Annotated in this window: 19 protein-coding genes; 8 read left to right on the forward strand and 11 right to left on the reverse strand. The window is 57.4% G+C overall.

The window, feature by feature from the left end:
* Positions 1-40 precede the first annotated feature (40 nt).
* From AACZ19_RS14800 to AACZ19_RS14810, 3 genes are all read right to left on the reverse strand, one after another.
* Entirely contained in the window at positions 41-724 is a 684-nt protein-coding gene (locus tag AACZ19_RS14800; RefSeq protein WP_339635250.1) for a GNAT family N-acetyltransferase, read from the reverse strand.
* Positions 717-1,205, reverse strand: a complete 489-nt coding sequence (locus AACZ19_RS14805) for a MarR family transcriptional regulator (RefSeq protein ID WP_339635251.1) — start codon at positions 1,203-1,205, stop codon at positions 717-719. Before AACZ19_RS14805 ends, AACZ19_RS14800 begins: the two co-directional genes overlap by 8 nt.
* 115 nt (positions 1,206-1,320) lie before the next feature.
* Positions 1,321-2,463: an acyl-CoA dehydrogenase family protein gene (locus AACZ19_RS14810; protein WP_339635252.1), complete on the reverse strand. Its 1,143-nt coding sequence runs from the start codon at positions 2,461-2,463 to the stop codon at positions 1,321-1,323.
* A 541-nt stretch (positions 2,464-3,004) separates the two neighbouring features.
* On the opposite strand from AACZ19_RS14810, the gene AACZ19_RS14815 reads away from it, so the two are divergent.
* The 7 genes from AACZ19_RS14815 (at position 3,005) to AACZ19_RS14845 (ending at position 11,619) form a co-directional block, all read left to right on the forward strand.
* Positions 3,005-4,711, forward strand: coding sequence for an ABC transporter substrate-binding protein (locus tag AACZ19_RS14815; RefSeq protein WP_339635253.1), 1,707 nt, complete (start codon positions 3,005-3,007; stop codon positions 4,709-4,711).
* Between the two features lie 80 nt (positions 4,712-4,791).
* Positions 4,792-5,724: an ABC transporter permease gene (locus tag AACZ19_RS14820; protein ID WP_339635254.1), complete on the forward strand. Its 933-nt coding sequence runs from the start codon at positions 4,792-4,794 to the stop codon at positions 5,722-5,724.
* A 14-nt stretch (positions 5,725-5,738) separates the two neighbouring features.
* The gene (locus tag AACZ19_RS14825; protein WP_339635255.1) at positions 5,739-6,623 is read left to right on the forward strand and encodes an ABC transporter permease; all 885 of its coding nucleotides are present in this window, start codon (positions 5,739-5,741) and stop codon (positions 6,621-6,623) included.
* A 9-nt stretch (positions 6,624-6,632) separates the two neighbouring features.
* Positions 6,633-8,729, forward strand: coding sequence for an ABC transporter ATP-binding protein (locus AACZ19_RS14830; protein WP_339635256.1), 2,097 nt, complete (start codon positions 6,633-6,635; stop codon positions 8,727-8,729).
* A gap of 97 nt (positions 8,730-8,826) precedes the next feature.
* Complete coding sequence (locus AACZ19_RS14835; protein ID WP_339635257.1) at positions 8,827-9,597, forward strand: hypothetical protein; 771 nt, start codon at positions 8,827-8,829, stop codon at positions 9,595-9,597.
* Positions 9,598-10,000: 403 nt separating this feature from the next.
* A complete protein-coding gene (locus tag AACZ19_RS14840) occupies positions 10,001-10,612 on the forward strand; it encodes a hypothetical protein (protein WP_339635258.1) in 612 nt (203 codons plus the stop codon).
* A gap of 212 nt (positions 10,613-10,824) precedes the next feature.
* On the forward strand, positions 10,825-11,619 hold the full coding sequence (locus AACZ19_RS14845) for a GNAT family N-acetyltransferase (RefSeq protein ID WP_339635259.1): 795 nt from the start codon (positions 10,825-10,827) through the stop codon (positions 11,617-11,619).
* A gap of 15 nt (positions 11,620-11,634) precedes the next feature.
* Here the strand turns inward: AACZ19_RS14845 and AACZ19_RS14850 are convergent, their stop codons facing one another.
* Complete coding sequence (locus AACZ19_RS14850) at positions 11,635-12,315, reverse strand: helix-turn-helix domain-containing protein (protein ID WP_339635260.1); 681 nt, start codon at positions 12,313-12,315, stop codon at positions 11,635-11,637.
* Positions 12,316-12,386: 71 nt separating this feature from the next.
* Between AACZ19_RS14850 and AACZ19_RS14855 the strand changes: the two genes are divergently transcribed.
* Positions 12,387-12,716, forward strand: coding sequence for an NIPSNAP family protein (locus tag AACZ19_RS14855; protein ID WP_339635261.1), 330 nt, complete (start codon positions 12,387-12,389; stop codon positions 12,714-12,716).
* Here the strand turns inward: AACZ19_RS14855 and AACZ19_RS14860 are convergent.
* The 7 genes from AACZ19_RS14860 to sufD all read right to left on the reverse strand — a co-directional run bounded on the left by AACZ19_RS14860 (position 12,713) and on the right by sufD (position 18,292).
* Complete coding sequence (locus AACZ19_RS14860) at positions 12,713-14,005, reverse strand: hypothetical protein (RefSeq protein ID WP_339635262.1); 1,293 nt, start codon at positions 14,003-14,005, stop codon at positions 12,713-12,715. The genes AACZ19_RS14855 and AACZ19_RS14860 overlap by 4 nt on opposite strands.
* Positions 14,006-14,115: 110 nt before the next feature.
* A complete protein-coding gene (locus AACZ19_RS14865) occupies positions 14,116-14,511 on the reverse strand; it encodes a rhodanese-like domain-containing protein (protein ID WP_339635263.1) in 396 nt (131 codons plus the stop codon).
* 37 nt (positions 14,512-14,548) lie between these two features.
* Complete coding sequence (locus AACZ19_RS14870) at positions 14,549-14,887, reverse strand: iron-sulfur cluster assembly accessory protein (RefSeq protein ID WP_339635264.1); 339 nt, start codon at positions 14,885-14,887, stop codon at positions 14,549-14,551.
* A gap of 31 nt (positions 14,888-14,918) precedes the next feature.
* The gene (locus AACZ19_RS14875; RefSeq protein ID WP_339635265.1) at positions 14,919-15,287 is read right to left on the reverse strand and encodes an SUF system Fe-S cluster assembly protein; all 369 of its coding nucleotides are present in this window, start codon (positions 15,285-15,287) and stop codon (positions 14,919-14,921) included.
* A gap of 3 nt (positions 15,288-15,290) precedes the next feature.
* Positions 15,291-15,746, reverse strand: coding sequence for a Fe-S cluster assembly sulfur transfer protein SufU (sufU, locus tag AACZ19_RS14880; RefSeq protein WP_339635266.1), 456 nt, complete (start codon positions 15,744-15,746; stop codon positions 15,291-15,293).
* Between the two features lie 11 nt (positions 15,747-15,757).
* The gene (locus AACZ19_RS14885) at positions 15,758-16,981 is read right to left on the reverse strand and encodes a cysteine desulfurase (RefSeq protein WP_339635383.1); all 1,224 of its coding nucleotides are present in this window, start codon (positions 16,979-16,981) and stop codon (positions 15,758-15,760) included.
* Positions 16,982-16,993: 12 nt separating this feature from the next.
* The gene (gene sufD, locus AACZ19_RS14890) at positions 16,994-18,292 is read right to left on the reverse strand and encodes a Fe-S cluster assembly protein SufD (protein WP_339635267.1); all 1,299 of its coding nucleotides are present in this window, start codon (positions 18,290-18,292) and stop codon (positions 16,994-16,996) included.
* Between the last annotated feature and the right edge of the window lie 2 nt (positions 18,293-18,294).

Genomic DNA, 18,294 nt, shown 5'->3' on the forward strand with positions numbered 1-18,294 from the left:
AATATAGAGGGCGAGAAAGGGCAAGAGGGCGGCGAAAAATTCAGGCCCGCTCCAGCATCACCGCATTGACCTGCGCCCGCGTCCGGAAACCGAGGTTTTCATAGACCCGGATGGCGCGGGTGTTGGTGGCGAACACCTGCAGATAGGGATGCTCCCCGCGGGCGAGAATCTGCTCCGCCACATGAACGCAGAGTTCATGGGCGAGACCGCGTCCGAGATGATCGGGATGGGTGCAGACGCCGCTGATCTCCGCAAAATCCTCATGGCGGAAACGCTCCCCGGCCATGGCGATAAGCTTGCCGTCCTCCTTGACCCCCCAGAAATCGCCAAGCAGGCGCGTATCCATGAGATAGGGGCCGGGCTTGGTCAGCATGGCAAGGTCATACATTTCTTTCGCATCCGCCGCGCCGAGCCGCTCGATATGATGGGCTTTTGTTTTGGACGCGTTCAGCGTCTCCAGCAGCATCTGGCATCCTTCGCCGCTCATGGCGGAGCGGACACCATCGGGCAGCACCACCGGCGCCACCTGGATCAGGAAGAGGTTGCCGTCCGGCGGCACAAGCCGGGCGAGGGCATCCAAACTTTCCGCGCTCTCATCCTTCTGTCCTGCGAAGATGCTGATATTTTTCTTAAAGCGGCGAGCGTTGCCGTCACCGGTAGCAAAACGGGCATGGGCGGTGGTCAGGCTGTTCCAGATCGGCCGGTCGAGAATATGCTCAGTCATCAGCCGTCTCCCGCATACGCCGGTAGAGGGATTTTTCGGCAAGCGCCGTCTCCAATCGGTCGAGCTCATCCAGCAGCGGCGTCGCGTCCTTTCCGCAGATATCGGCGAGGCTGCCGTCAATCACCAGCCACAGATCCCGTTTGCCACGATCGACCACCGCCTGCCCCGCCGGGGCGAGGGTGACGACCTTCGTGCGCTGGTCCTTCTCTCCGCGCGCCACTATTACGACTCCCTGTTTCACAAGCTGGCCGACACTCCGGGTGATGCCGGGCTGGCTGACGCCGAGGGCTTCGGCGAGCTCGCCAACGGTCAGCGGCCCGAACTCGTCAAGGGCCGCAATCAGCGGATACTGCCCGGTCTGGATGGCGACACCCTCGCTATCGAGAAGCTGCTGAACCTCCGCCTGCAACAGATCGCCGATCCGTTTCAGCCTTGTGCCGAGGGTGAGATACCCTTTATGGCGGACAAAATCTTCAACCATGATGCCTCCCGCTGTCATTTATATAACATAATATATAACGTGTTATTTAAATGATCAAGTTCAGAGGATGAAATATCCAAAAGAGGAGAGGGGGACCCGGCAGCCCCAAAAAAATCTAGTCCTTCAGTAAATCGCGGCTGATGATCTCTTTCATGATCTCGGTCGTGCCACCGGCGATACGGGCCATGCGGTTGTCGGCCCAGGCGCGGCAGACGGGATATTCCCACATATAGCCGTAGCCGCCATGTAGCTGCACGCAGTCATCGAGGACTTCCCAGAGGATTTCCGTCGATTGCATCTTCGCCATGGCGGCGGTGACCGAATCCAGCTCGCCCTTCAGATGCGCGGCAACGCAGCGGTCGACAAAGGCGCGCATCATCACTGCCTTGGCCTTGATCTCGGCCAGCTTGAAACGGGTATTCTGGAAATCGGCGACGCTCTGGCCGAACGCCTTGCGCTCCTTCGTATACTCGACCGTCCAGTCGAGCGCCGCCTCGATACTGGTGGCGGAGCGGACGGCGATCACGAGCCGTTCCTGCGGCAGCTGCTGCATAAGCTGCCTGAAGCCGCGCCCCTCCTCACCGAGCAGGTTCGATTTCGGCACCCGGACATCGTTAAAGAACAGCTCCGACGTATCCTGCGCCTTGTATCCGGCTTTTTCCAGGTTGCGGCCGCGGGAAAAGCCCTCCCGGTCGCCCTCGACCAGCATGAGGGAGACACCTTTGCCGCCCGCGCTCGGGTCCGTCTTGCAGGCCACAACGATGAGGTCGGCGAGCTGCCCGTTGCTGATAAAGACTTTCTGGCCGTTGATCACATAATCGTCGCCATCGGCAATGGCGGTGGTGCGGATATTCTGCAAATCCGATCCCGCGCCGGGCTCAGACATGGCGACGGCGGCGATGGCCTCGCCCTTCACCAGCTTGGGAAGCCAGTGTTTCTTCTGCTCTTCCGTGCCATAGGCGGTGATATAGGGGGCGACGATTTCGGAATGCAGATGGAAGGAGGGGCCGCTGGTCCCGGCGCGCGCGAGTTCTTCCAGAAAGATCGCGCCGAACAGGAAGTCACCGCCGACCCCGCCATATTCCTCCGGCACGGAGGTGCAGAGAAAGCCCCCTTCGCCCGCCTCGCGCCAGACCTCGCGGCTGACCTGTCCGTCCTTTTCCCACTGCGCATGGAAGGGGACGACCCGCTCCTCGACAAAGCGGCGGGCAGAGGCCCGGAAAAGCTCATGTTCTTCACTGAATAATTCGCGCTGCATTTGATTTCCTTTTTGTTCTTATCTATTTTTGAAATGAAGCGGCGTCATAATACGCTGACGGACGCCGGAAGTAAATTTCTTCTGCTGGGATGATGTGAAGGAGAAGAGCGGCCCGAGGCTGCGAATTTTATTTAAATTTAAATAAACAAACATATAATTCCGATTTCTGAATATCCGGAATAGCGTACTGGAAAAGTATACCAAATACTGACTGTCATAATTAAGTATCAAGTTTAATTTTGGCTATATTTTTCCTTTTATTTATTTGGATTTATTTCGCTATCACAAAACTATACAATGATACCGAAAGTATATAATATTTTTTTCTATTCCCATTGACGAGCTGGCTGAAGTTTCACTATGCTAAAGAATAAAGAAGATCAAAATGGTTGAAATTGCGGCATAATTTGATCTGGACAGGAAAAATATAGTCGTAAAATGAACAAAAAGATCGCTGGAAAAATGTGAAAATCAAGTGATCGATACAAGTTTTAGCAAGTAAACAAGATGCGACAAATCAACGGATAGGGAGTTACCCAAGATGACAGTCAAGAAAATGGATCATGAAATGCCGGGGCGCATTCATCCCAAGATCAAGGATGTTACCGAACAATTCAAGAGTGGCAAGATGGACCGCCGCGAGTTTCTCAGAACCTCGACGTTGCTGGGCCTCTCTGCCGCGGCGGCCTACTCGATCGCCGGAATTGCCGACCCGACACTGGAAGCAAAAGCGGCGACACCTAAAAAGGGCGGCATCCTGAAAGTCTCCATGGAAGTGCAGGAGATGAACGATCCGGCCGTCTATAGCTGGACGCCGCCATCGAACGTCGCCCGGCAGGTGTGCGAGTATCTTGTCATGACCGGCCCGGACAATGTGACCCGCCCGTATCTCGCGGAAAGCTGGTCCGCATCGGACGATCTGAAAACCTGGACCTTCAAGCTGCGCCAGGGCATCAAGTGGCATAACGGTGATGACTTCAACGCCGATGACGTGATGTTCAACTTCACCCGCTGGCTCGATCCGAACACCGGCTCCTCCAACGTCGGCCTGTTCGACTCCATGCTCACCACGGTCGGTGAGGGAGACGATGCCAAGAAGGTGATGACGGAAGGCGCGCTTGAAAAGGTTGATGACTACACAATCCGCCTGAACCTGAATTCGGCGGTTCTGTCGATCCCGGAAAACCTCTACAACTATCCGACGATGATCGTTCACCGCGGCTTCAAGGGCAACCTTGTCGAGGAGCCGAATGGCACGGGTCCGTTTACCCTCGTTGATTTTGCGGTTGGCGAGAAGGCGGTTCTCAAACGTGTCGACCAGCCTTACTGGGGTGAAAAATATCCGGATGAGCCCTTCTGGGGCGGGGAAGTCTATCTCGACGAAATCCATTATTTCGACCATGGCGCCGGTTCCGCAGCCCAGCTTGCCGCCGTTGCCTCCGGTCAGGTGGATATGAACTATGAGTTCGACATCGCCTCCCTCGGCATGGCGCAGTCCATTCCGGGCATGAAAATCCTGGAAGCGCGGACGGCCCAGACCGGCGTGATGCGCATGAATATTACGCAAAAGCCGTTCGACGACAAGCGCGTGCGTCAGGCCTTGATGTATTGCTGTGACGCGGAGAAGTATAACGAGCTGATCTATCAGGGTCGCGGCGATGTGGGTGAGCATCACCATGTCTCGCCGATCCACCCGGAATATTTCGCGCTCAACCGCATCGAGCGGGATATAGATAAAGCCAAGCTCCTGCTCGCCGAAGCCGGATATCCGGACGGGATCGAGCTGACCATCGACGTTGGTAATACTAACGGTCCGTGGCAGCAGCAGGTCTGCGAAATCCTGAAAGACCAGGCCGCCGAAGCCGGAATCACGCTCAACCTGAACTTGATGCCGGCCTCGAAATACTGGGAAATCTGGGCAACGACGCCGTTCGGCATCACCGCCTGGACCCATCGCCCGCTCGGCACCATGGTTCTGAGCCTGGCCTACCGGTCCGGTGTGCCATGGAACGAAACCGGGTACAGCAACCCCGAATTCGAAAAAGCACTCGATAAGGCAGAGTCGCTCGTTGATGCGGAGAAACGTAAAGCCGCCATGGAGGAGGTCCAGAAAATTATCCAGGATGATGCGATTATCATCCAGCCGATCTGGCAGCCGAAATTCTTCCTGGCCAGCGAGAAGGTCATGAATGTGGAAGCGCATCCGACCCAGTATCACCAGCTTTATAAAGTCTGGATCGACAGCTAAATCAAGACGTGAAGATAAGGGCGATATAACATCGCCCTTATCTGCTTCTAGTGCTTTTTTGCCCCGGGGGGAGCAAACACATGCTGATACTGGCGTTTCGTCGATTTCTCTCAATGGCCCTTATCATGGTCATTGTCTCCTTTACGCTTTTCGCGATTTTCGAATCCGACAAGCTGGCCGTCGCCGGCAAGGTCCTCGGGCCCTATTCAAGCACGGAGCAGCGCGAGCTGTGGCTTGAAAATAACGGCTATAACGAGCCTTTCCTGGAACGATATGTCACCTGGGTCGGCAATGCCTTGACCGGTGATTTCGGATATTCAATCCAGTATAAATCCCCGGTGTCAGACGTCCTCTGGCCCCGGCTTGGCAATACCGCCATCCTTGCGGGGCTTTACATGGCCTTCATGATCCCGCTCTCGCTTACCCTCGGGGTTATTGCGGGCATGAAGGAAGGATCGCTTCAGGACCGGGTGGTCTCGGTCGGGTCGGTTCTGACGACATCGGTGCCCGAGTTTGCCTCGGCCACCTTCTTTTCCGCCATATTTGTCTTCTGGCTGGGCTGGCTGCCCGGCACCTCGGCGATGACGAGCGGTTTCAGTTGGGCGGAGATATTCCTGCCCGTCTTCGTGCTCGTCGTCTATGGCTTCGGCTATACCGCCCGAATGACGCGGGCCTCCATGGCGGAGGTCATGACATCGCATTATATCCGGACGGCGGTGCTGAAAGGCATCCCCTATCGGCGGGTGATCATGAAACACGCACTTCGGAACGCGCTTATTGCGCCGTTCACGGTGATCATCCTGCAACTGAACTGGCTGCTCTCCGGCGTCATCGTGGTCGAGGTTTTCTTCGCCTATAAAGGATTTGGCAAGCTGCTTCTCGATGCGGCGCTGTTCGGCGACATCTATGTGATCGAGGCTTGTACCCTGGTCGCCGTGTTCGTCGCCGTGTTCTCGCAATTCATCTCGGATATCGGCTATACGCTGCTTAATCCGCGTATCCGGTTCACTTAAGGGAGGGCGTTGACATGGCTGCGGAAATTCAATCAAACGACACCTCTCCCTCGATGTTGAGCAAGATATTCAAGTCGCTCGGATTACTTCGGGAAAGTCCCATTGCGATCGTTGGCCTCTCGCTGATCCTCTTCTGGGTGATCCTGGCGATCCTGGCGCCGGTGCTGCCGCTTTATGATCCGAACGCTCCGCTGGAGCCGTTCAAGATGCCCCTCGCGGATGCGCGGGACGGTGGGCTTTACTGGCTCGGCACCGACCATAAGGGCCGGGATATTCTCTCGCGCGTTATCTTTGGCGCGCAGCAGGTTCTGGTCTGGGCGACGACCGCGACCGTGGTGGCCTATATCGTCGGCATGTTCATGGGCGTTGTCGCGGGGTATCTCGGCGGCTGGTATGACGAGGTGATCTCCTTCATCTCCAACGTGCTGCTCTCCTTCCCGGTGATCGTGCTCTATATCATCATCATCACCTATCTCGGCGCCACGGGCTTTAACATCGTACTCGCGGTGACTTTCGCCTCGGCGCCGGGGATCATGCGTATCGTCCGCGGGCTTGTGCTCGACCTTCGAACGCGGGACTATATCTTCGCCGCCCAGACACGGGGCGAAAGCTCGATGTATATCATGCTGGTGGAGCTGCTCCCGAATGCGCGCGGGCCGCTTATCGTCGATGCCTGCCTGCGGCTTGGCTATACCACCATCACCATTGCCATGCTCGGCTATCTCGGTCTCGGGCTGCCGCCACCAGATCCGGACTGGGGCAAGATGATCGCGGAAACCCAGCCGCTTGGCAGCTTCGCAGGGCATATGGCGGTTGTCCCTGCCGCGGCAATCTCGTCGCTGGTTCTCGGCTTCAACCTGCTGGCCGACGGCCTGCGTGAAATATCGATGAAGGATTAGGAGTAAAGCATGGAACAGACACCTATTCTGGAATGCCGCAACCTTTGCATCTCCTACGATACACGCGGCGGGGAGATCCCGGCGGTGATCGACTTCAACATGAAGGTGATGCCGGGGCAGGGCGTCGGCATCGTCGGGGAGTCCGGCTGCGGCAAGTCCACCGTCGCCCTTGCCGTCATGCAATATCTCGGCTCCAACGGCTATATCAAGAGCGGGGAAATCCTCTTCCATGGCCGCGATATGCGCACCATGTCGGAGGATGAACTGCGGGCGCTCCGTGGCTCCAAAATAGCCATGATCTATCAGGAGCCGATGGCCTCCCTTAACCCGTCCATGAAGATCGGGGAACAGCTGGCCGAGGTGCCGCTGTTCCACGAAGATGTCACCAAGGCCGAGGCAATGTCCCGCGCCCTTGCGTTGCTGGAGGCGGTGAAACTGCCCGATCCGAAGCGGATCATGAACAGCTATCCGCACCAGATTTCCGGCGGTCAGCAGCAGCGCGTCGTGATTGCGATGGCACTGCTCTCCAAGCCGGACCTGCTGCTGCTGGACGAGCCGACGACCGCCCTCGATGTGACGGTGGAACGCGGCATTGTCGAGCTGGTCAAGGAAATCTCGGCGGAATTCGGCACGGCGATGATCTATATCTCCCATAACCTCGGGCTGATCCTCGATACCTGTGACCGGGTGACGGTGATGTATTCCGGCGAGGCGGTGGAAGACGGGACCGTGCATGAAGTCTTCGACGATATGAAGCATCCCTATACGAGCGGCCTGTTCGCCTCGATCCCGCTCCCCGGCGCCGACAAGAACGAGCGGCCGCTGGTGCCCATTCCGGGACAGCTTCCGCTGCCGCATCAGCGCCCGCAGGGCTGCTTTTTCTCGCCGCGCTGCGCCTTCTGCAAGGAAGGGATCTGCACCACTGACAAGATCAATATGCGGCCCGTCCCGGAGGAGGAGGCGCATATGGTGCGCTGCGCCCGGTTCGAGGATATCGACTGGTCCGAAGGCGATCATGAGGCGGTGACGGTCAAGTCCGTGAAATCGGGCAAGGTCGTACTCAAAGTCCGGAATATGAAGAAATATTACGAGATCAAGTCAAGCTCGATCATCGCCATGATCCGCGGCGACGCGGTAAAAACCGTGAAGGCGAACGAGAATATCAATTTCGATGCGCGCGAGGCGGAAACCGTCGCCATCGTTGGCGAATCCGGCTGCGGCAAATCCACCTTCGCGAAGGTCCTGATGGGGCTGGAGGAGGCGACAGAGGGGGAGGTTATCCTGAACGGGGAGGATCTGGCCAATGTCACCGTGCAAAAACGCAAGGCACAGACGGTGGGCCATCTTCAGATGGTGTTCCAGAACCCGTTCGACACCCTCAATCCGTCCCATTCCGTCGGTAGCCAGATTGCCCGCGTGATCCGCAAATTCGGCGTCGAGAATGACCCGGACAAGGTCCGCGACAAGGTCAATGACCTGCTCGATCTGGTAAAACTACCGCGGGATTTCGCCCATCGGCGACCACGCCAGCTTTCCGGCGGCCAGAAACAGCGCATCGGTATCGCCCGCGCCTTTGCCGGCAATCCGGCGGTGGTGGTCGCGGATGAGCCGGTCTCGGCGCTCGATGTGTCGGTCCAGGCGGCGGTGACGGGGCTGCTCACCGAAATCCAGAACGAGCTCCGATCAACCTTGCTGTTCATCAGCCATGACTTGAGCGTCGTCCGCTATCTCTCTGATCGCGTTGTGGTAATGTATCTTGGCCATATCGTGGAGCAGGGGACAACGGACGAGGTGTTCTCGCCGCCCTATCATCCCTATACGGAGGCCTTGCTCTCTGCCGTGCCGATCGCCGATACCTCGGTCGAGCAGAAGCAGATTATTCTGGAGGGGGATATCCCCTCGGCGGTTAATCCACCGCCCGGCTGCCCGTTCCAGACCCGCTGCCCGCGCAAGATCGGCAGTATCTGCGAGACCGAGCTGCCGCCGCTGAAGGAGTTTCAGGACGGCCACCGCATTCTCTGCCATCTCGACGACGATGTCTTCGAGAGCATGGAGCCGGTCATCGTCATGCATGAAAAGGATGGCGCGGTCGTCGCGGTCACCTAAGCGAAAACGATAAAAAATCGTGCGAAATTAACGGTTTATTTATCCTGTTTTCATAATCTCGGGCGCAAACCATTATAGGCGAGCCCCGAGAGAGACGATGACACCGGCCCACCACAGCTATTCGCAATATGTCGTGCAGACGCTTTTCGACACGAAATGGCGCAGTTTCGACCGTTATGACGCGGAAAATCCCGCGCAGGAGATTGCGCGCAAGCTGGTGAAAGAATGGGGCGATGCGCGCGTCCGCATCCTCGGGGGATATTTCGATCCGGCGAAGGACCGCAATGTCTATCACCGTGTGGATATCGACGAGGCCCCGCGGCTCCGTGATTCCCGCCTGTTCAAGAACACAAAATTTGCTGTCGGCAGCCTGGCCCTTGGCGGGGCGATGCTGGCCGCTTTCCTGACTGTTTACAGCCTTGTCACACCCTATTCCTCGATGGCGGACGACGGGAAGGGACCGGAGCTGGCGTTAAACAAACGACCGACCCCGATCGCTCCCATTGTCAAGCCCGTCAATTTGCGTGCACGCTTTACTGAGGTCATCAACGTCCCGTATGGTAAGGTCCGGAACTTTGATACCGTGCCCCTCCGCCTTCGCGGACCCTGGAGCACGGCTTGCAATACAGACGGAGGGGCAATTGTCCTCGGCGCGCAGGATCTGTCGCACAACGTGGAGGGAGACGCCCGAACACCGCTGACTTCCGTCTGGCAGACCGGCCAACGCTACGGCCTGGTCCAGATTGACGGCTCTATCCGTATGATGGACCTGATTTCTGCCGATCGCCTGCAGATCATCGGTACCATGAGCCGCCTCGGCGATTTCTCCGCCGATCCTACCGGGGCCATCCTGGAACGCTGCCTCTGAAGGGGGACACTGGGGCCTGCCCATAATCGGCAGGCTGGCCTCTCCCCGCTTTTAAGGGGCCGATCAGACCCCGCACAACGCCATCCGGCTTACCGGACCGCAAATACCCCGCACAGACATCCTGCATAGACGCGCTGTATATCGCCGGGTATCCTTTTTTCGCATATATATGGAAATTGGCTGAAGGGGCGGCCGCCCCCGTAAAACGCAAGACAGGAAATCCCTTCCTGCAACGTGAAGGCGTAATTATAGCAAACTGTTGCGTGGAATGCAAGAGAAATTGGCACGATGAGGAAATGGCAAGCATTTCAGTAAAAATCTTGACCTTCAGGTTTAAAAAAGATAATTCTGCTATGATATCAATTAAAGGTAGAAATTATTTGCTGCTAGGGGGATTTGGTAATTGAGTTCGAAATTAATAAATTGCCCAACTTGTAACAATCCCATATCTATTAATGCTGCAGCATGTCCCTCTTGTGGCGAACCACTAGGAAAAGAACGATCCAATAAAGAAGAAATTATTAAAAAGCTCGAAGAGCAAAAGAAAAAAACCAAAGAATTATTTATCGGATTAATGGCCGTTTTCGTAATAATATTCGTAATTTCGCTCATTGTGAAATCATTTATATCGCCTGATTTGGAGGAACTAAAAGAGACGAATCCCGAAGAGTACAACCGCTTGATGGAAGAACAAGAAGCAAAAAATCAAGAAGAAGCCGATCGTATTGCTCAAGAAGAAGCTAAAAAAGCTGAAGAAAAAAGGAAGGGATTTCATTGTCTCAGTCCCTGGGATGGGTCTCATAGAATAGTTGAACGAGAAGTTGAAAATCAGATGCGTGATCCTGATAGTTTCGAACATATAGAAACACTGATTTCACCTGTAAATGAGAATGGAGTCCATTCTCTGACAATGAAATATCGTGCCAGAAATGGTTTCGGCGGAATGAGCATTGGAATGGCAAGAGCTATCATACAAAATGATGACTGCAGCGCAGTTATATTATCAGTTGAATAGAAATTACTTAAAAAAACAAAATATTCATCGAAGTAAGGTGATGCTAATATTTCTATCTAACCATGTTCAAACCGCAAACGACCGTAAAAACTCCCGTACCCCCTTCGCACTAAAACCCACAATGCGTGAGCCGTCAAGGCGCGGCGCCTTTTAGTGACTTCCCTTCGCCGCCTCTTTATAATATCCGATAACAGGTCAGGCGGGGAGGATGAATGCCGGGATATTTTGGGACTGAACAGCAGATGGCGTTGCAGATGGCCGCGGAAAAGGCCCGTGACTGGATGCTGAGCACGCCGGGCGCCTGTGATCCCGGGCGGTTTCTAGGCGCGGATAATCCGGACGTGCTGGGGTGGGACACGCTGTTCGATATCCTGAAGCGCGACGGGGTGTTCGGTTTTCGGCTGATCCCGTCCGAAGAGACGGAGGCAATCTCCCGCCGACTGCAGGCGCATAATTGCAAAATTGATTTCTGGGACGTCTTCGTGGCGACCCGCGAAGAGGCCGTCCCGGCGTCAACCGCCATTCTCGCCGCCGGGTTGCCCGATGGCTTTCGCTATTGTCCGGAATTGCAGGATTCCGAGAGCGCGGAGATGGCGGCGCTTCAAGCCTTCATGGCGGAGCAGGGGATTGCGCCCTTCTCCGGGACAAAACTGGCGGGGCTGGATGGTCCGGCGCTTACGGTGGCGATTGTTGACGCGGACAATACCCTCGCGGCCGCGGCGCATTGCTACTTCTCCTACAACCGGTTCAGCCCCTATAAAAAATGGGCATGGGGCGGGCTCGTCGCCGTCTCTCCGAAGCATCGGGGAATGGGACTGGGCAAATTCGTCAATGCGAAAATGGTGTCCGAGTGTTTTTCCCGGTTTGACGCGGACTGCATTCATGAACTGGTCGCCGCCACGAACATGCCGTCCCGAAAGATGGTGGAAGCCAGCGGCCTGCGGCTGGACCCGGCGTTGAAATGCGGTATCGCCATGGTCGGCGGAGAGGGGCGCTTCACCAAATGATGTCCGCCAAACCCCTTAGACCGCAAACATCCGCATAAATTCCCGCTCCCCGCGCACGTTAAAGCTGACAATGCGGGAGTTCTCAAGGCGGCGGGCCCAGCCGAGGTCATTGAAGCGGGTGAGGAGGGCGGAGCCGAGGGAGCCGGCGAGGTGGCTGCGGCGGTTGCTCCAATCGAGGCAGGATTTGCACAAGGGGCGGCGGAGCTTTTCGAGCGGTTCAAAATCAATGGCGAACTCTTCAAAGAAGCTCTTTCCGCTCTCGGTGAGGCCGAGGCCCTCATTCTCCGGTGTGAGGAGATTTTTCGCGAGCAGGCTGTCCATCATCTGCACGCCGAGATCGCCCGCGAGATGGTTGTAGCAGACTCGCGCATGGCGGAGCGCCGGGTCCTTCGGGCCGGTCCGGGTGCGGAGATGTCCCTTCTTCGCGGCGAGGCCCATCATCGCCTCCAGCAGGCTGCCGACATCGTCATCGGCAAGCGCGAAATAGCGGTGCCGCCCCTGCTTGCGCTGAATGAGAAGGCCGCCGGATTGCATTTTCGCAAGATGAGAGCTGGCGGTCTGGGCGGAAATACCCGCTTCGCCCGCGAGCTCGCTCGCCGTCAGTGCTTTGCCCGAGAGCAGCGCGGTCAGCATGTTGGCCCGCGCCGGTTCCCCGATCAGCGAGCCCAGCAGGGCGATATCCGGTCCTTCTTTCATAGTTCGATAGTAAGCGAAGCATTAACGACGGGCAAGGACTATTCTCCGGCGACACAGAGAAGGAGAGAAAGATGATTACCTGTTTTATCCGCTACCATATCGACCCGACGAAGAAAGACCAGTTCATGCAATATGCGCGGAACTGGGGGGAGGCGATCCCGCGCTGCGGCGCCGATCTCGTCGGTTATTTCGCGCCGCATGAGGGTTCCTCGACGCTCGCCTATGGCGTCTATAACATCGAAAGCCTGGCGGCCTATGAGGCCTACCGCGCGCGACTCAAAGAGGATCCGCTCGGGCGGGAGACTTACGAATTTGCGCAAAAGGAAAAGTTTTTGCTGCGCGAGGACCGGACGTTTCTCACGCTCGCCTCCGGCCCGCATGGACCTCTCGTGAAATTCTAGGCGTCGACCGCCTCCGGGAACAGGGACGGGGGCAGGCCATCTTTCGCGAGGGTGGGACGGCGCAGAAGGAAAAGGCGTTCCGCTTCCTCCCGCTTGCCGAGCTTGAGCAGGGCATGCAGCAGGGTGAATTCCAGCAGGTCGCGCTGCGCCCGGCTGCCGCCGAGGCGCTCATGATTGCCCATGACGGGAATGATCCGATCCATCACCGCCTGCCATTTCTGTGCGGCAAAGGCGCGATAGACTTCGGGGAGAGCATTGACCATGTCGCTCGCCGTGCCGGAGGACGTCTCGCGAAGCTCGTTGAGCAGTTCCTCCTCTCCGGCCATGGCATGGGCGATGGTGGAATGGGCATCGACGAAGCTGATGCCGGGTGCGGCGAAATGGATGCGGGCGTAATCGCTGACCTCCTGCCAGAGATCCTTTCGCCGTTTCTCGCCGGCAATCTCCGCCCGGAGCAGGAAGGACACCGTATCGGTCAGAACATTGATCGGCGGACCCCAGGCATTGCCGGGCCGTACGGCTTCATCGAAGATTTCCCAAGCCGTTTCACGCTTGCCAAGTTCCAGCGACCACAAGGCATCATGCCAGCTGATATGGCAATGCATGAGGCAGCTGCGGTGATAACTTTCCAGCCAGTCATGAATAAAGGCGCGGCCTTCCTCATGCGCCCCGCTCTCATAGAGGAAATGCCCCATGTAATGGGCGGCGTTGGCGTTAGAAGGGTTATTCTTGAACGAGCGCTCGATGATCGGTCTGGCTTCCTCCAGCCGGCCAATTTCCGAGAGCGCGAAGGCCATCACACTATCGAACCACCAGTCGTTATGGAAATGATGCTTGAGATTGTCAAAGAAGGCGAAGGTTTCCGCATCGCGCCCGACGCGCCCGCTGAAGGCGATCAGGCTGAATACCCCGGCGCAGGGCTGCAGCATCATCACATCGCGGGGATGATCAGAGGTGTGGCGCTTGATGTCCCTGTAGGCGGCGGCGCTGTTGCCATCAAGCAGTTGCCCGACAATCGCCACATGAGATCGCTCGCGCGCCGTAAATCCGGCGCCCAGCTCCCGCGCCGAGATCATCGATTTCAGCGCTTCGGTCGGCTGGGCGGTCACCTGGTAGTATCTGGAGAGGGCGGCATGGGCGAGGGCGAAGGACGGATCATGGTCCACGGCGCGTTTTAACGCGTCCTCGGCTGCGACCTGGGCGGCCAGAAAATGGTCGACCCCCTCGATATAGGCGTCAAGCGCCGCCCGTGATCCTGTGCTGACCTCATTGCCGTAACGGTCCTGCATCCTGCTTTATTCCTCGTTCTTGTCCTGAATTGTCAGTAAAGACTAGCAATTCGGCCAGTTTATGTCACGAACGGGTTTGGGATGCGCGAAAAGAAGGGAAGATCGACGGCTCAGGGTCTGGCGATCGGCAGACCGGCGGCTTTCCAGCCGTCAAATCCAGCTTCGAGATGATGGACGTTGGTAATATTGCTCGCGCGGAGGAGGGGGAGGGAGCGATCGCTGCGCCCGCCGGACTTGCAATGCAGGACATAGGTTTTTTCGGGATCGAGACCGGCAATCCGGTCTGCGAAATCGGCGGCGAAGTAATCGATATTGACGGCGCCCGCGATATGGCCAGCGTTGAATTCCTCCGGCGTGCGGATATCCAGGACAACGGCATCGGGCTGCTGTTTCAACAGGGCGTCGGCTTCCAGCGGGGTTATCATATGGTATCCATATTCCTTGTAGCTGTCGTCCGCCTGAACGAGGGTCATGGCAATCAGGGCAGACGAGACGACCGCCAGCACGACCCCGGCCAGAATCAGGCCTGATTTTCTTGAAGTCCTAGACGTGGAAGGAGGAGCCACAGCCGCAGCGGCCTTTTTCGTTGGGATTTTCAAAGGTGAAGCGCGATTGCAGCCCTTCTTCAAGCCAGTCCATCTCGGTGCCCGCGACATATTGCACGGCGTCATGGTCGATCAGCAGGGTGATATCGCCTGAATCCACGATCGCATCGTCGGGTTTCCGGTCCGTTGCGTAATCCATGGTATAGGTCAGGCCGTTGCAGCCGGTGTTGGTGATCCCGATGCGCAGGCCAAGCGGGGTCTCACTCGCCTTGCCGAGCAGGGATTTCACGCGCTTCGCGGCGCTGTCCGTCAATGTCATAATTTGCGTATCAGTCATATATCACCTATGGGCCTTATATAATAACAACTTAGAACATTCCAAGGTCTAGCTTCGCCGCGTCGGACATATTATCAGGATTCCAGGGTGGATCCCAGAGGATTTCCACCTCGACATCCTTCACGCCCTCGACAGGCATGACGGCATCGCGGACCCAGATCGGGATTTCCCCGGCGACAGGACAGCCCGGCGCAGTCAGGGTCATGCCGACGAAGACATCGCCGTTCTCACCGATATCGATCACATAGATGAGGCCGAGATCGAAGATATTGACCGGAATTTCCGGATCATACACCTCGCGCAGCGCCGCCACGATGGGCTCCTCCAGCGGGGAGCCGGTCGTGCCTTCCTCAAACGGGCCGGTGGCGACAGGGCGCTCTATTTTATCCATTGCCGTCATTGCTTACTCCGTTGTCACTTCCGGCTTTTCATCCATGGCCGAGGTCATGGCGTGCCAGGGCAGGGTCGCGCATTTGACGCGCATGGGAAATTCCTTGACCCCGGCCAGCATCATCAGCCGGTCCGTATCCTCCCCGGCGTCGAAATTATTTTCCTCGCCGGTCACCAGCTTCTTGAAGCCACTGAAAATTTCCCGCGCCTCGGCTTCTGTCTTGCCCTTGATGATATCCGTCATCATCGAGGCGGAGGCGAGCGAAATCGCGCAGCCCTTACCCTCGAACGCGGCATCCTCGATCAGGCCGTTATGGCCGAGCCGGAGATAGACATTCACCGTATCGCCGCAGAGCGGGTTATAGCCATGCGCCTCATGGTTCGCATCTTCGGGATGGCGGAAGTTGCGGGGGTTCTTGCTGTGATCAAGGATCACTTCCTGATAAAGCTCTCTTAGTTCATCCATCATAGCGATCTGTCCTAGCCAAAAATTTCCTGTACCGATTTCACCGATTCCACCAGGGCATCGATATCGGCGCGGTTGTTGTAAAGTGCCATTGAGGCGCGGGCCGTTGCCGCCACATCGAAATGATCCATCAACGGCTGGGCGCAGTGATGGCCGACGCGGATGGCGACGCCGCCGCGATCGACGATCGTCCCGATGTCATGCGGATGCACCCCGTCGAGCGTGAAGGAGATGATCGGCGCCTTGTGCCGCGCTTGCCCGATAATCCGCAGGCTGTTGATCTGGCCGAGCTGTTCGGTGGCGTAGGCGAGCAGGGCCTGCTCATGCGCGCCGATCTTTTCGAGCCCAATGTTATTTATATAGTCAATCGCGGCGCCAAGGCCGATGGCCTGCACAATCGGCGGTGTCCCGGCCTCGAATTTCGAATGGCCCTTGGCATAGGTTGTCTTTTCGAAGGTGACCCGCCCGACCATATCGCCGCCGCCCAGAAACGGCGGCATGGCCTCCAGCAGTGCCTCACGGCCATAGAGCACGCCGATCCCCGTGGGGCCGAAGACCTTGTGGCCGGTGAAGACATAGAAATCCGCGCCAAGGCTCTGCATATCAAGCTTCATATGGGGCGCGGCCTGTGATCCGTCGATCAGGATTACCGCGCCCGCGTCATGGGCGGCCTCGATAATCTTCTTGACCGGCGTGATCGTGCCGATGGCGTTGGAGATATGGGTGACGGCGACGATCTTCGTCTTCGGGCCCAGCATATCATGATAGGCCTCCATCATGAACTCGCCATGCGCGTCGATGGGCACGGCCTTCACGACGGCGCCGGTTTTTTCGGCGATCAGTTGCCAGGGCACGATGTTCGAATGATGCTCCAGCGTCGAGAGCAGGATTTCGTCTCCCGGCTTCAGATTTGTCCAGCCGTAGGAATAGGCGACCAGATTGATGCTCTCGGTTGCGTTCTTGGTGAAGATGATTTCCTCGACGCTGGCGGCATTGAGATGCGCCCGTACGGTTTCCCGCGCGCATTCATAGAGATCCGTCGAGACCTGACTGAGATAATGAACGCCGCGATGCACATTGGCATAGGTTTCCGAATAAGCCTTCTCGATCGCCTCCAGCACCACGGTCGGCTTCTGCGCCGACGCGCCGCTGTCGAGGAAGGCGAGGGGCTTGCCATGGACTTCGCGACCAAAAATCGGGAAGTCCTTGCGGATTTTCTCTACATCGAATGTTGTCATGTCATTCATGGCCTATACCTCGTCCATCCAGCGGGCGGTGATATCGGCAAAATAGCTGCGCACCGCCTCGTTCGAGACTTCCTCCAGCACGTCGGCGAGGAAGGCATCGATCAGTATTTTCCGCGCCGTCTTCTCATCGATCCCGCGTGATTGCAGGTAAAAATAGGCATCCGCATCCAGCTCGCCGGAGGAGGCCCCGTGGCTGCATTTCACGTCATCGGCGTAAATCTCAAGCTCCGGCTTGACCGCGACGGAGGCCCGCTCGGAAAGCAGCAGCGCCCGGCTCAGCTGATCGCCCGCGACCTTCTGCGCATCCGGGGCGATATGGATCTTGCCCTGGAAGACGCCTTGCGCGTCATCATCGAGAATGCCTTTATAGACTTGACGGCTGTCATTCTCCGGCACCAGATGGCGGGTGATGGTGGTGGTGTCGCAATGCTGCTTGCCCCGCATCAGATAGGCGCCGTTCAGAATGCTGGTCGCACCGGACCCTGTAATGCGGGTCGCCAGTTCGTTGCGGCTGAGCCGCGCGCCGGTGGACAGGCTGAAATTCTCGTAAGTCGCGCCTTTCGGGACGTTGCAATCGACATTGGCAAGGTGAAAGGCTGTGTCGCTCTCGGCCTGCAGCTTGTAGTGATGGAGCCACGATCCCTCTTCAAGGGCGATATCGGTCACCGGATTGGCGAAATAGGCATGGCCGTTAATCCCGGCATGTTCCTCCAGCAATGTCACCTCGGCGTTTGCGCCTAGGCGGATAATATTGCGCATATGCCGCGCATTCTCGGATGTGCCCGTCTGGCTCAGAAAACGGATCAGGATCGGCTCATCGATTTTCACGTCTGGCTCTGCCGTCAGGACAAAACCATCCTCCATAAAGGCGGTGTTGAGTGCAACGACGGCGCGGGATTCCTCGGCGGCGCTATCGGGCAGGGCGTTGTTGTCCGCTTCCAGCTCCGCCGCGAGGGAGGCAAGTTTGATGCCGTCCGGCAGGTCGCCCAGACGGCTGTCATCGCCAGAGAAACGGCCATTGATAAAGGTCATCACATGCGGCGTCTCAAACTCCGGCGCCGGGACTTCATCCGATGCCGGGGCGCCTTCCGTCTCGAACCCCTTGGTCAGCGGCGAGAGGTTGGTAAAGCGCCAGTCCTCAACTTTGCGGCCCGGAAAATCGAGCGCGGCAAAGCGGGCAAGCCCGGCTTCCCGGGCGCTTGCCACCAGCGGATTGCCATGGCCGGGCAGGGTCGTCCGCAGCGCATCGAAGCGATCAACGTAATTCTGAGCTAAAGGCGTTAAGCTTTTCATTTTACTCATCA

The sequence above is a fragment of the uncultured Sneathiella sp. genome, assembly GCF_963973085.1.
Lineage (GTDB): Bacteria > Pseudomonadota > Alphaproteobacteria > Sneathiellales > Sneathiellaceae > Sneathiella.